This is a genomic window from Empedobacter sp. UBA3475 (assembly GCF_002378465.1).
GTDB classification, from domain to species: Bacteria; Bacteroidota; Bacteroidia; order Flavobacteriales; family Weeksellaceae; genus Empedobacter; species Empedobacter falsenii_B.
The window spans coordinates 65,777-78,505 of record NZ_DFRA01000030.1 but is presented as its reverse complement, the minus strand read 5'-3'; the positions used below and the strand labels follow the sequence as shown (position 1 = coordinate 78,505).

Sequence of the window (12,729 nt, the reverse complement as noted above, 5' to 3'; positions counted from 1 at the left end):
TTGAGCCGTTTTTTTGTTAATCATCTTTATCAACTCCTGTTTTTTTGTTGATATTTTCTTGTATTTTTTGATAATATTCTTTCTCAATTTTATCAAATTCTGGTGTCGAAATTACTTTTCCTTTCGTTGGTTTTTGTAGTTTCAGCTTATCGTCAATCGAAATTGATTCTAACTTATAAGTTGTATACTGATTTTCATCTTTCAAAGAAGTTTTCTTCAGTTCTAATAATAATCCTGGCAAACCATTGTATTCATCTGGTCCACATTTTGATTTTATCGAAGGAACATACCACGCTTCTATGTTGAAATTAGCGTCAACAGCTACTGCTTTTCGTACATCATAACCTTTTATTTTTTTGGATTCTCGCGTAATACTCCATTTATAAGTTGCAATGGAATCAGAGATATTATACAATTTGGAATCCATTTCTCTCATGATTATTTTTGAATTCGTATCGAAATCATAAAAGCTTTCCAAATCTTTAAAACCACCTAAAACTTTCATCGAATATTTTGGTCCTTGCGAATTATCAATTCGTTCTATTTCTTGTGAAAGACATTGATTTGCATCGACAGAAAGAGCAATATATTTTGGTTTCGAAAACATTTCCTCTCTTAATCTTTTCGATTCTGGATTCGGATCATTCAAATTAATAAAATTCCGTCTTTCATATTCTACTTTAAATTTTTCTTGACCAAAAACTGAAACTGAAAACAACAACAATAAGATATACTTCATTTTAATGCAATTAGAAATTTAAAGATAACAAAAAAAGCTTCACCATTTCTGATAAAGCTTTTTGATTAAATATCCCTCTTGTTTTTAGAAAACTCTTACCAACAATTCTTGTTCTATTTTATCGTGACAATTTTCTAATGCATTTTTCTCTGCTTTTCCTGCTTTCCAATGCGATGTACAATAAAATTCGTCTTTTTTCCATTCTAAATCATCTTTAAAAAATGATTTTATTTCCTTTACAGATTTAGATTCCCCCGCAACATAAGCAAATCGTTTTCCGTCTTTGCGTTTCGGAAATTTCTGATTTTTTGTCAAACTATATAAAGCTATTCCGCTTCCTACATTTTGATTCACAATCCATTTAAATTCTAAATTTGCTTTCGTTTCAATTTGGTGAATATCATCTTCTGTTGGGACTTCCACACAAACAATTCCGTTTGTTTTAGCAGGAAGCGACTCTATAATTGCTGAAATTACAGGCAAGCCTGTTAAATCTGCAGCCAAGAAAATGAAATCTGTTTTTGGAGCCAAATCTTTTTTTTTCGACTTCATCGAAACTCCAATCATATCTCCAACTTTCGCCTCATTTGCCCAACGCGATCCTGGACCATTCAATCCATGATTTGCAATATCAATCACAATCACATTGTTTTTTGCATCAATATCGCGCAACGTATAGGTACGAGAAACTGGTTTAAATTTTTCTGATGGCGAAATCCATTTTTGATTCTCTTCATCATACTCAGCATAGTGAATATCACGGATCCCAAGCGGTGGAAAAAGTAATTTACATGTTCCGCCCAACGTTGTATCCTTAAAAAAAGATACATCATCATTTTCCAAATGAACGCGAATAAGATGTGGTGTCACAAATTCTTTCTTTTTTAAGATGAACTTCTCCTTCGCAATTTTCACTTTATCTCCCATCAGATTATTTAGATTTATTCTAATTCTATACGAATATAAAGTAAATTTAGATTGAATAAGAATAATAAAATGTTAAAGTAAAAAGTTATACTTTTTTTAATACGATTTTAATATGATAACTAAATAATTAACCTTAACTTTTACATATTAAAAATAACCTAAAAAACGAACAGAAAATGGAAAATACTTTATGCGAAATCTCGCTCGGACAAAGAACTCTTCCACTTGAAGGCGGATTTAATTGCAGAGATTTAGGTGGAATAATTAACACAAAAAATGAAGTCATTAGAAAAGGATTGTTAATTCGATCTGATGATTTAGCAAATTTGACAGATGATGATTTGGAGATTTTAAACGATTTTCCAATTCGAACAATTATTGATTTACGCACGACTTACGAACGTTTAAAAAATCAAGATCGCATTCCAAATAGTTGTAATCACGAAGTTCATTTGGATATTTCTTCTGGACATTTCGAAAATTTAGTGAAACAATTCAAAGCTGGAATTTCAAATCCGAAAGAATTTATGTGTAAAATCTACGAGGATTTTGTTTTAGATAAAACATGTCAAACGCAATACAAAAGCTTTTTTGATATTATTCAACATAAAAATAGAACGCCAATTTTATTTCATTGTACTGCAGGAAAAGATCGAACTGGATTTGCAACAGCAATGATTTTATCTGCTTTGAAAGTCGATTTAGATACAATTATGGATGATTACTTGGCTTCTAATATCTTTTTGGAACAAAAATATGCACACATCTTAAAGATCGATCCGAATTATAAATATCTAATTGATGTTTTACCTGAATATTTGGAAAGCTCTTATGAAGCGATTAATAAGAATTTTGGTTCAGTCGAAAATTATTTAACTGATATTTTAAAGGTTGATTTAGATTTGATGAAAGATTTATACATAAAAAAATAAGCGATCAATTGATCGCTTTATTTTTTATCTAAAATTTCATTCGTTGAATTCGAACAGCATTCAAAATTGCTAATAAAGCAACACCTACATCTGCAAAAACAGCTTCCCACATATTGGCAATTCCTTCTGCTCCAAGGAAAAGCACGATAATTTTAACGCCCATTGCTAAAATGATATTCTGAATCACAATCTTTTTTGTTTCACGACCAATTTTTATCGCCGTTGCAATTTTAGAAGGTTGATCGGTTTGGATTACAACATCTGCAGTTTCTATCGCAGCATCGCTTCCAAGTCCACCCATCGCAATTCCGACATCAGAAAGCGCTAGAACAGGCGCATCATTGATTCCATCACCTACGAAAGCCACCACTTGATTTTGATCTTTTTTCAATGCTTCAACTTTCTCTACTTTTCCTTCTGGTAACAATCCACCAAAAGCTTCATCAACACCAACTTCTTTTGCAACTTTTTGCGTAATGGTATTTTTATCTCCACTCAACATAATCGTTTTCGAAACACCTAAAGCTTTCATTTTCTGAATTGCTTGTTGCGCATCTTCCTTGATTTTATCAGCAATTGTAATATATCCTGCATATTTTTCATCAACTGCAACCACCACAATACTTTCTACAATATCATGAATTTCTTGTGGATATTGAATCGAGAAATGATCTAATAATTTAGTATTTCCAGCTAAAACTATTTTTCCATCAACTTTTCCTTTCAAACCTTTTCCAGAAATTTCTTCCACTTCTATCGCTTTCAATTCTGAAGGATGACTTGCCACAATCGCTTTCGCAATTGGATGCGTAGATTGCTTTTCTAAAGCCGAAACAAGATTTAAAAAATCGTTTTCAGGAAGATTAGTTTCAATTTTTTGAACTTCGAAAACCCCTTCCGTCATTGTTCCTGTTTTATCCATCACAACTGTGTTTACTTTCGCCATTAAATCTAAAAAGTTAGAACCTTTTACTAAAATTCCGTTGCGTGAAGCTGCCCCAATTCCTCCGAAATAACCCAATGGAACCGAAATTACTAATGCACAAGGACAAGAAACAACCAAGAAAACTAAACCTCTGTATAACCAATCATTAAAATCGTAATTATCAACAAAGAAATAAGGAATAATCACCAAAGCAGCCGCTAAAAAGAAAACAATTGGCGTATATATTTTTGCAAATTTTCGGATAAATAATTCAGTTGGAGCTTTGCGAGAAGCTGCATCTTGAACCATTTGTAAAATTTTTGCAATCGAACTATCTTCAAATTTTTTAGTCGTTTGAATTTCGATTACATTTTCAAGATTTAACATTCCTGCCAAAGCAGTTTCTCCAGTTTTATACGTTGAAGGTTTACTTTCTCCTGTCAAAGCCGCAGTATTAAAACTTCCTTTATCTGAAATCATAATTCCATCTAACGGAACTTTTTCCCCAACTTTTACCTGAATTGTTTCTCCAATTGCCACATCTTGTGGTTTTATTGTTTCGAAATTACCATTTCGTAAAACATGCGCTGTATCTGGACGAACATCTAATAAGGCTTTAATATTTCCTTTTGCCTTATTAACCGCCGCTTCCTGAAACATTTCGCCAATTGTATAAAACAACATTACCGCTACACCTTCTGGATATTCGCCAATAATGAAAGCACCTAAAGTCGCAATTCCCATCAACGAAAATTCATTGAAGAAATCTATTTTTTTTGCTAATTTAAACGCTTCTCCCCAAACAGGAAATGCTACTAAAATATAAGAAATGCCAAACCATATCAAACGAATAGTTTGATTATCAACAAACCAAGTTGGTTTTAAAACATATTGAACAAAAATTCCGGCAAAGAAAATAGCTAAACTGGCACCTAATAAAATTTTACTATTATTGTGTTCGTGGTCATGACCTTCGTGATTATGATCATGAGTATCTTTATGTTTGTCATTTGACGTACTACAACAAGCTTTAGACATAATTCAAAAATTTATATTTCAAAATTATAAAGTTATTGCTGCAATCTGGTTGCAAAGTTTAGGATTTACATTGATCGCAAATTCCTTTCAGAATAAATGAAGATTGTTCCGCCTTGAAATTTTTGGGTAGATTGATTTCTGGCACATGAATATTTCGCAAACAAAACGTTTGATTACAATTATTACAATGAAAATGAGCATGTGTAAATTCGGGCGTACATTTGCAACTCGACTCGCAAAGCGCATATTTTATAGAGCCCGTTCCGTCCTCGATTGAATGAATTAATTTATTTTCTTCGAAAGTTTTTAAGGTTCTATAAATTGTTACTCGATCTGCCTGATCCATTTCAATTTCTAAATCAGCCAAGCTCAGCGCAACTTCTGCATTCATCAATTTATCCAAGACCAACAATCTCATCGCAGTCGGATTAATAGAACGATTTTGTAATGTTTTGTTTAAAATTTCTGTTTGCATTTTCTTTAATTTCGAATATAAAGTTACGAAAAAAGAGGCAAATCGTATTGATTTACCTCTTTATATAAGTTTAAAAATTATCTTATTTAATCATAATCTCATCAACAAAAATATAGGATTTTCCTTGAAAAGGTTCTGCTAAATGACCTTTCGGGAAAGCACCATAATTTGTCGCTTTTACATTGATATAACGTGCTTTTTCTGCTTTGAACTGAACTTTCCATGAATCAGAAAACACATTATTATCAAATGCATCAACTTGTTTTTCTAACATTCCAACCAATTTAAAATTCTGATTATCTTTCGATGTATAGACTTCTAATTTTGTAGGTAAGACAATCCAAGAACGAGAATCTTGCAAGAAATTCATGACAACCGAAGAAACGGATTTCGTTTTTTTCATGTCAACAATTGCATCAAAATTTTGATCATATCCACCTGCATGATATTGCGGTGTGTAGGTAGAATTCAACTGAATTGTATAATCATTTGGTTTCTTAGTAAATGTTCCAGAAATTGTTTTACTTTTCTTTCCATTCACTTCCACAAAAGAAGAAATTGTAGTTGTTTCTTTGATTGAAATTGGTTTTTTATAGATTTCTGCTTTTTTACCATTCACAGAAACATAGATTTTCGCATTTGGTTCAGAAGATTTTACTTCAACATTCATTTTATTTTGAAATGATCTGTCTTCAGCAACCAAAACTGGAATTGTTACAATTTTTTCACTTTCAGAAATAGGTTTAATCTCTCTATCTTTCAAAAATTCAAATCCTAAAAATTGATTTTCTTTGTAATTATTTTTCGTGATTATACGCTTCGTTCCATCTTCTAGATTAATCGTGATTTCATCAAAATACGGCTCAACAGTCGTCCACATTCCCGAACCTGGCGTAACGCTATAAATTCCCATCGAAGCCAAAACGTACCACGCGCTCATCTGCCCACAATCTTCATTTCCAATCAATCCATCTGGCGAGTTTTTGTAATGTTCATTCAAAATTTTATGAACCAATTCTTTTGTTTTTTTTGGCTTATCAATGTAATTGTACAAAAAAGCCACGTGATGACTCGGCTCATTTCCTTGCGCATATTGCCCGATAAGTCCCGTAACATCCACTTGCTCCCGACCTGTTGTTTCTGATGGTGCATTAAATAATTCATCTAATTTTGCATCAAAACCATCTTTTCCACCATAAAAATCAATCATTCCATTAATATCTTGCGGTGCAAAAAACGTGTATTGACAACCATTCGCCTCTGTGTAATTATTGTTTACTTCACGCGGATCAAAAGGTTTTAGCCAACCTCCATTTTTCTTTGGCTGAATAAATTTTGTCTCATGATTGAATAAATTTTTCCAATATTGAGAACGTTCGATAAAGTAATTATAATCGTCGTGTTTATTTAAAATCAATGCCATTTGCGCAATACACCAATCATCGTACGCATATTCTAATGTTTTAGAAACTGATTCGTGTTCATCGTCAATCGAAATAAATCCGTTTTGTTTGTAAGCTTTCAATCCCAAATGATCTAACATTGCCGAATGTTTTGCTGCTTCATAAGCTTTCTCATAATCAAAGCCTTTGAAACCTTTTACCATTGCATCAGCAATCACAGAAACCGAGTGATAACCAATCATACAATCGGTTTCGTTACTCGCTAATTCCCAAACAGGTAAACGTCCACCTTGTTCGTAATGCTTGATAAATGTGTTAATAAAATCAATCGTTCTTCTCTTCTCAATCAAGGTATACAAAGGATGCGCAGCACGAAAAGTATCCCAAAGTGAAAAAACCGAATAATAATCGAAATTATTTGCCAAATGAATTTGATCGTCCATTCCACGATAATTTCCATTCAAATCTTGCGAAATATTTGGTTGCATCATCGTGTGATACATCGCTGTATAAAAAATAGTTAGTTTATTCTTATCTGAAGATTTCACTTCAATCTTCGATAATTCTTTGTCCCAAGCCTTTTCAGCAGCGGCTTTCGTTTTAGAAAAATCAAAAGTTGTTAATTCTTTGCTATTAACATCCGTTCCATTATATCCAGTTGTAGATAAGGTCACTTTTACCATAATCTTCTCACCTTTCTTTACTTTTTTACCAAAAGCCAAGGCAATTTCATTTCCTTTAAATGTTTTAGATATTATATTTCCGTCTTTTGAAGCAGTTAATTTCAATGGAACATTAAATTCTATCTTGGCAAAAATCTTTTGATTCTTCGCCCATTCTTCCGAATTTCTGTAAACATAAAGTGTTTTAGCGTCTACAATTTTCACTTCTCCGTCAACTAATTTATCACGATGATTAAGATCTAAAATGATATTTGCGTCACCAGCTTTATTAAAAGTATATTCATGCAAACCAACGTGAGTTGTTGCCGTTAATCGAACATTGACATTATATTTATCTAACAAAACTTGATAATATCCTGCTGTTGCTTTTTCATTTTTATGCGAAAATTTAGAACCATAATCAGTCTGATTAAATCCTTTCTGATTAAGCGTTGGCATCAACATAATGTCACCATAATCAGAAACTCCTGTTCCATTTAGATGTGTATGTGAAAAACCATAAATAAAATCATCAGAATAATGATAACCACCACAACCATCCCAACTTCCATCAATTCGAGTATCTGGAGAAAGTTGAACCATTCCGAATGGTAAAGTCGCTCCAGGAAATGTATGTCCATGTCCACCTGTTCCAATAAACGGATTAACATATTGTGCATAATTATTTTTCTGAGCAAAAATTAATGATGAAAACATCATCAGAATAAATGATAGTAAAGTTGATCTCATTAGTTTTTAGTGTTTTGATTGACAGAAATTCTGTTATACAATAATATGGATTATATTTGTTTTAACACAATTTAGAAATCGATTAACACATGAGTAATAGAAGAAATTTCATAAAAAATCTTGGAGCTTTAGGCTTACTTTTAGGTACAACAAAACTTGATCTTAATGCGCAAACTACATCTAAAAGATCAACTACTTCAACAAAAATCAATAAACCAATTGTTCTTTCTACTTGGCGTTTTGGAATTGAAGCTAATGCCGAAGCTTGGAAAGTTTTAGGTAATAATGGAACAGCTTTAGATGCTGTAGAGCAAGGCGTAAAATTGGTCGAAGCTGATCCAAATGAACGAAGTGTTGGTTATGGTGGACGTCCTGATCGCGATGGAAAAGTAACTTTAGATGCATGTATTATGGACGATCAAGCAAATATTGGTTCTGTTGCTAGTTTAGAGTATATCAAACATCCAATTTCTGTTGCGCGAAAGGTAATGGAAGATACACCACACGTGATGTTAGTTGGAAATGGTGCACTTCAATTTGCGTTGGAAAAAGGCTTCAAAAAAGAGAATTTATTAACTGATGTTTCCGAAAAAGAGTGGAAAGAATGGTTGAAAGATACTAATTATCAGATGCCTATCAATATCGAAAATCATGATACAATTGGAATGATTGCCTTAGATTCCTATGGAAATCTTTCTGGAGCTTGTACTACGAGCGGAATGGCGTACAAAATGCACGGACGTGTTGGTGATTCACCAATTATCGGCGCAGGTTTATATGTTGATAACGAAATTGGTGCAGCAACCGCTACTGGTCATGGTGAAGAAGTGATTCGTATTGCGGGAAGTCATTTGGTTGTGGAGTTGATGCGTCAAGGTTATTCGCCAGAAAATGCATGTAAGGAGGCTGTTCATCGAATCATTAAATTAACAAAATCGCGTAAAAAAGATTTATCGGCGATTCAAGTTGGTTTTATTGCAATTAACAAACAAGGCGAATATGGTTCATATTGTATTCATCCTGGCTTTAACTTTGCGGTTTATGATGAAACTGGAAATCGTTTAATTGACGGAAAATCTATTACAAAATGAAAAAAATAGAAATTGCTTGCTTTAATTTAGAATCAGCTTTAGTTGCAGCAAAATCAAATGCAGATAGAATCGAGTTATGTGCTGATGTTTCAACAGGCGGAATTACACCTAGTTTTGAAGATATCAAAACATTAAGAAAAGAAACAGATAAAGAAATTATGGTGATGATTCGCCCTCGTGATGGAGACTTTTGTTATTCTGATGAAGAATTTGAACAAATGAAATCTGAAATCATCATGATTAAAAATTTTAGAATTGATGGTTTTGTTTTTGGAATTTTGAATGAAGATAACGAAATCGATTTTGAACGAAATCATGAATTAATTGAACTTGCAAAACCTTTTCCTTGTACTTTTCATCGCGCTTTTGACAGAACTTCTGATGCCGAAAATTCACTTCAAATCGTGATTGATTTAGGATTCAAAACTATTTTAACTTCTGGTTTAGATAGTAATGTTTATGATGGAAAACGTGAATTAAAAAACCTTGTTAAAAAAGCAGAAAATCAAATCACAATTATGCCTGGAGGTGGTTTGCGCTCAACAAATATTGAAGAAATTGATTCATATACAAACGCTACTTACTTTCATTCATCAGCGATGATTGATGATTCTGGAATTGCTAATTTAGAAGAAATCAATCGATTAAAAAGTATGATAAATTCTGAAAAATAAAAATAGTAACTTTGGACTATGCTTTGGGAAAATATAATTGGACAACAGGAGATTAAAAACAAGCTTCAACAATCTATAAAAGATGGTCGTATAAGTCATGCTCAGCTTTTTTCTGGTCCAGAAGGTTCGGGAACTTTGGCTTTGGCAATTGCTTATGCACGTGAAGTTTTGTGTGGTTTGAATAACGAACAATGCAATCTGAAAGTTGATAAATTACAACATCCCGATTTACATTTTTCTTTTCCTTATTCAGCAACAGAAAGTGTAAAAAAGCCACTTGCTAAGTATTTATTAAACGATTGGCGAACTTTTGTAGACGAAAATGTCTATGGAAATTTAACGGATTGGATGTCTCATCTTGGTATTGAGAAAAAACAAGGCGTTATTCCTGTTGATGAAGCGGATGAAATCGTCAAAACATTAGCGCTAAATAGTTACGAAGGAGGCTATAAAATCATGATTATTTGGCAAGCTGAGGAAATGACTACTGCAGCTGCAAATAAATTGTTGAAAATAATTGAAGAACCGCCTCAAAAAACACTTTTTTTATTGGTAACAGAACGTGAAGATTTGATTCTACAAACTATTACTTCTCGTTGTCAATTGGTTAAAATTCCTCGTTTATCGCAATCGGATATAAAGAATTATCTAATTGAGAAGAAAAATATTAATCCAGAAAAAGCGCAACATATCGCTTTTTTATCGCAAGGAAATGTACGAGAAGCGTTGCATCAATTGAATGATGACGAACATTTATTCGATAAGTATTTTGTGACTTGGGTTCGAAAAGCCTTTATGGCAGCCAAAACGCCAACCGTTTTAAAAGATTTGATTGATTGGTCGAATCAAATTGCAAGTTGGTCGAGAAGTGAACAAAAAGATTTTTTGAATTATTGTTCAGAGATTTTTCGTCAAGCTTTGTTAAAAACGTATCAATCTGATGATTTAGTTTTTTTACAAATTAATGCAGAAGGTTTTAAATGGCAAGGTTTTGCGCCTTTTATACATGGAGCTAATATCGAAGATATTTTAAATGAAATTAATGAAGCGTCGTATCATATCGAGCGAAATGGTAATTCTAAAATTATACTTTTAGATTTATCTATCAAGTTAACTCGCTATTTACATCGAAAAACAGCATAAAAAAACCACTTATCTAATAAGTGGTTTCTTTATATGATCTGAATGTTATTTCAAATTATTTTGCTGGAGCTTCAGTAGCTGGAGCTACTTCCTTAGCTGCACCTTCAACTTTAGTTGCTAAAGAATCAGTTTTTTCTACTAAAGAATCAGTTTTAGCTGCTAAAGAATCAGTTTGAGCTGCTAAAGAGTCAGTTTGAGTTGCTAAAGAGTCAGTTGTATTTTCTACTGCTTCTTCTGCTTTTTTCTCACCACAAGATACTGCTCCTAAAGATAAAGCTGCTACTGCAACTACTGCGAAAAATTTTTTCATTGTTTTATTGTTTTAATTATTAATAATTTTCGATTAATTTTCTTTGACAAATGTATTTCGAAACGTAAACAACAGCATGTAAAATCAATGTAATATAATTGTATTAATCAATTCTCAATAAATAAAATTTAAACTATTGATTTTTAATCAATTATAAATAGTTTTACAATTTTTGAATATTTTTTGTAAAAAACATTGTGTCAATTATTTATCTAATGAAGACAGTTAAATTTAAAAATTAATTGATTTTGATTAATTTTTGATCCTAAATCATTTAATCTTTATTCTAAAAAATTAATTATTTATACATTTGTATAAATTTAATAAAAGTATGCTAGTAGTTTCTTACATTCAAGAAAACAAAGATCGTGTAATTGAAGGACTTAAAAAACGTAACTTCAAACAATTAGATCTTGTTGATGAAGTTTTAAATGTGGATGAACTTCGTCGTAAAACACAATTTGAATTAGATAATGTATTAGCTGAATCCAACAAATTAGCAAAAGAAATTGGTAATTTGTTTAAAGATGGAAGATCGGAAGAGGCTAATGAATTAAAAAACAAAACGGTTGATTTAAAAACTCAATCAAAAGAGTTACAAGATTTATTATCGTCTTACGAAACATCCGTTAAAGATATTTTGTATCAAATCCCGAATATTCCGAACGAAATCGTAAAAGCAGGAAAAGATGCTGATGATAATGAAATCGTTTTTGAACACGGAGATGCAACTGCAAAACCAAACAATTTGCCACACTGGGAAGTTGCTAAGAAATTTAACATCATTGATTTTGAATTAGGTGTTAAAATTACCGGAGCTGGTTTCCCTGTTTACAAAGGAAAAGGTGCTCGTTTGCAACGTGCTTTAACACAATTTTTCTTAGATAAAAATTCTGATGCTGGCTATACAGAAATTGTTCCTCCCTTCGTTGTGAATGAGGCTTCTGGTTATGGAACTGGACAGTTACCAGACAAAGAAGGACAAATGTATTATATTGGAGAAGATGATTTGTACTTGATTCCTACTGCGGAAGTTCCTGTGACGAATATTTACCGTGATACAATTGTAAAAGCAGAAGATTTACCAATTACGTTGACTGCATATTCACCATGTTTCCGTCGTGAAGCGGGTTCTTATGGAAAAGATGTTAGAGGATTAAATCGTTTACACCAATTTGAGAAAGTTGAGATTGTACGTATCGAAAAACCAGAAAATTCTTACGCTGCTTTAGACGGAATGATTGAGCACGTAAAAGGAATTTTAGAAGATTTAGAATTACCATACCGTATTTTAAGACTTTGTGGTGGTGATACAGGATTTACATCTGCAATTACATACGATTTTGAAGTTTTCTCTGAAGCGCAAGAAAAATGGTTAGAAGTTTCATCTGTATCTAATTTTGAGACTTTCCAAGCGAATCGTTTGAAATTACGTTACAAAGATGAAAACGGAACTCAATTAGCACATAGTTTAAATGGTTCTGCTTTGGCTTTACCACGTATTTTAGCCTCAATTTTAGAGAATCACCAACAAGCTGATGGAACAGTAAAAATTCCGAAAGCGTTGCAACCTTATACTCGTTTTGAGATTTTAGATTAATCAATAATCTGTCAGATAAATAAAAGCTCGAGAATTTCTCGAGCTTTTTTATGTTATTAA

General features: G+C 32.3%; 11 protein-coding genes. 5 read left to right on the top strand and 6 right to left on the bottom strand.

Going from position 1 to position 12,729, the window contains the following annotated elements:
- Nucleotides 1–16: 16 nt before the first annotated feature.
- A complete protein-coding gene (locus tag B3I31_RS06610) occupies nucleotides 17–739 on the bottom strand; it encodes a GLPGLI family protein (protein WP_125349935.1) in 723 nt (240 codons plus the stop codon).
- An 84-nt stretch (nucleotides 740–823) separates the two neighbouring features.
- Complete coding sequence (locus B3I31_RS06605; protein WP_125349936.1) at nucleotides 824–1,666, bottom strand: siderophore-interacting protein; 843 nt, start codon at nucleotides 1,664–1,666, stop codon at nucleotides 824–826.
- Nucleotides 1,667–1,842: 176 nt separating this feature from the next.
- Here B3I31_RS06605 and B3I31_RS06600 point away from each other — a divergent pair, with 176 nt between their 5' ends.
- A complete protein-coding gene (locus B3I31_RS06600) occupies nucleotides 1,843–2,598 on the top strand; it encodes a tyrosine-protein phosphatase (protein ID WP_280050893.1) in 756 nt (251 codons plus the stop codon).
- Nucleotides 2,599–2,626: 28 nt separating this feature from the next.
- Here B3I31_RS06600 and B3I31_RS06595 read toward each other — a convergent pair whose 3' ends face one another.
- The 3 genes from B3I31_RS06595 to B3I31_RS06585 all read right to left on the bottom strand — a co-directional run bounded on the left by B3I31_RS06595 (nucleotide 2,627) and on the right by B3I31_RS06585 (nucleotide 7,851).
- On the bottom strand, nucleotides 2,627–4,561 hold the full coding sequence (locus B3I31_RS06595; RefSeq protein ID WP_286495453.1) for a heavy metal translocating P-type ATPase: 1,935 nt from the start codon (nucleotides 4,559–4,561) through the stop codon (nucleotides 2,627–2,629).
- Nucleotides 4,562–4,619: 58 nt separating this feature from the next.
- Nucleotides 4,620–5,036, bottom strand: a complete 417-nt coding sequence (locus B3I31_RS06590) for a Fur family transcriptional regulator (RefSeq protein ID WP_286495454.1) — start codon at nucleotides 5,034–5,036, stop codon at nucleotides 4,620–4,622.
- A gap of 82 nt (nucleotides 5,037–5,118) precedes the next feature.
- Entirely contained in the window at nucleotides 5,119–7,851 is a 2,733-nt protein-coding gene (locus B3I31_RS06585) for a GH92 family glycosyl hydrolase (RefSeq protein ID WP_286495456.1), read from the bottom strand.
- Between the two features lie 89 nt (nucleotides 7,852–7,940).
- Between B3I31_RS06585 and B3I31_RS06580 the strand changes: the two genes are divergently transcribed.
- The 3 genes from B3I31_RS06580 to B3I31_RS06570 are packed head-to-tail and all read left to right on the top strand — an operon-like array spanning nucleotide 7,941 to nucleotide 10,759.
- Nucleotides 7,941–8,942 (top strand): isoaspartyl peptidase/L-asparaginase family protein, encoded by a 1,002-nt coding sequence (locus tag B3I31_RS06580; protein ID WP_114998363.1) that lies wholly within the window; start codon nucleotides 7,941–7,943, stop codon nucleotides 8,940–8,942.
- Entirely contained in the window at nucleotides 8,939–9,616 is a 678-nt protein-coding gene (locus B3I31_RS06575) for a copper homeostasis protein CutC (protein WP_221854122.1), read from the top strand. Before B3I31_RS06580 ends, B3I31_RS06575 begins: the two co-directional genes overlap by 4 nt.
- 18 nt (nucleotides 9,617–9,634) lie before the next feature.
- Nucleotides 9,635–10,759, top strand: coding sequence for an ATP-binding protein (locus B3I31_RS06570; protein WP_221854121.1), 1,125 nt, complete (start codon nucleotides 9,635–9,637; stop codon nucleotides 10,757–10,759).
- A gap of 55 nt (nucleotides 10,760–10,814) precedes the next feature.
- On the opposite strand, the gene B3I31_RS06565 is transcribed toward B3I31_RS06570, so the two are convergent.
- Nucleotides 10,815–11,069 (bottom strand): hypothetical protein, encoded by a 255-nt coding sequence (locus B3I31_RS06565; protein ID WP_038334756.1) that lies wholly within the window; start codon nucleotides 11,067–11,069, stop codon nucleotides 10,815–10,817.
- Nucleotides 11,070–11,400: 331 nt separating this feature from the next.
- On the opposite strand from B3I31_RS06565, the gene serS reads away from it, so the two are divergent.
- Nucleotides 11,401–12,669 (top strand): serine--tRNA ligase, encoded by a 1,269-nt coding sequence (gene serS / locus B3I31_RS06560; RefSeq protein ID WP_038334750.1) that lies wholly within the window; start codon nucleotides 11,401–11,403, stop codon nucleotides 12,667–12,669.
- Nucleotides 12,670–12,729 lie beyond the last annotated feature (60 nt).

Bases quoted from the DNA above. Each gene is read 5' to 3' on its own strand.
- B3I31_RS06565 (WP_038334756.1), bottom strand. From the start codon at position 11,069: ATGAAAAAATTTTTCGCAGTAGTTGCAGTAGCAGCTTTATCTTTAGGA.
- B3I31_RS06590 (WP_286495454.1), bottom strand. From the start codon at position 5,036: ATGCAAACAGAAATTTTAAACAAAACATTACAAAATCGTTCTATTAAT.
- B3I31_RS06600 (WP_280050893.1), top strand. From the start codon at position 1,843: ATGGAAAATACTTTATGCGAAATCTCGCTCGGACAAAGAACTCTTCCA.
- B3I31_RS06570 (WP_221854121.1), top strand. From the start codon at position 9,635: ATGCTTTGGGAAAATATAATTGGACAACAGGAGATTAAAAACAAGCTT.
- B3I31_RS06610 (WP_125349935.1), bottom strand. From the start codon at position 739: ATGAAGTATATCTTATTGTTGTTGTTTTCAGTTTCAGTTTTTGGTCAA.
- serS (WP_038334750.1), top strand. From the start codon at position 11,401: ATGCTAGTAGTTTCTTACATTCAAGAAAACAAAGATCGTGTAATTGAA.
- B3I31_RS06605 (WP_125349936.1), bottom strand. From the start codon at position 1,666: ATGGGAGATAAAGTGAAAATTGCGAAGGAGAAGTTCATCTTAAAAAAG.
- B3I31_RS06595 (WP_286495453.1), bottom strand. From the start codon at position 4,561: ATGTCTAAAGCTTGTTGTAGTACGTCAAATGACAAACATAAAGATACT.
- B3I31_RS06585 (WP_286495456.1), bottom strand. From the start codon at position 7,851: ATGAGATCAACTTTACTATCATTTATTCTGATGATGTTTTCATCATTA.
- B3I31_RS06580 (WP_114998363.1), top strand. From the start codon at position 7,941: ATGAGTAATAGAAGAAATTTCATAAAAAATCTTGGAGCTTTAGGCTTA.
- B3I31_RS06575 (WP_221854122.1), top strand. From the start codon at position 8,939: ATGAAAAAAATAGAAATTGCTTGCTTTAATTTAGAATCAGCTTTAGTT.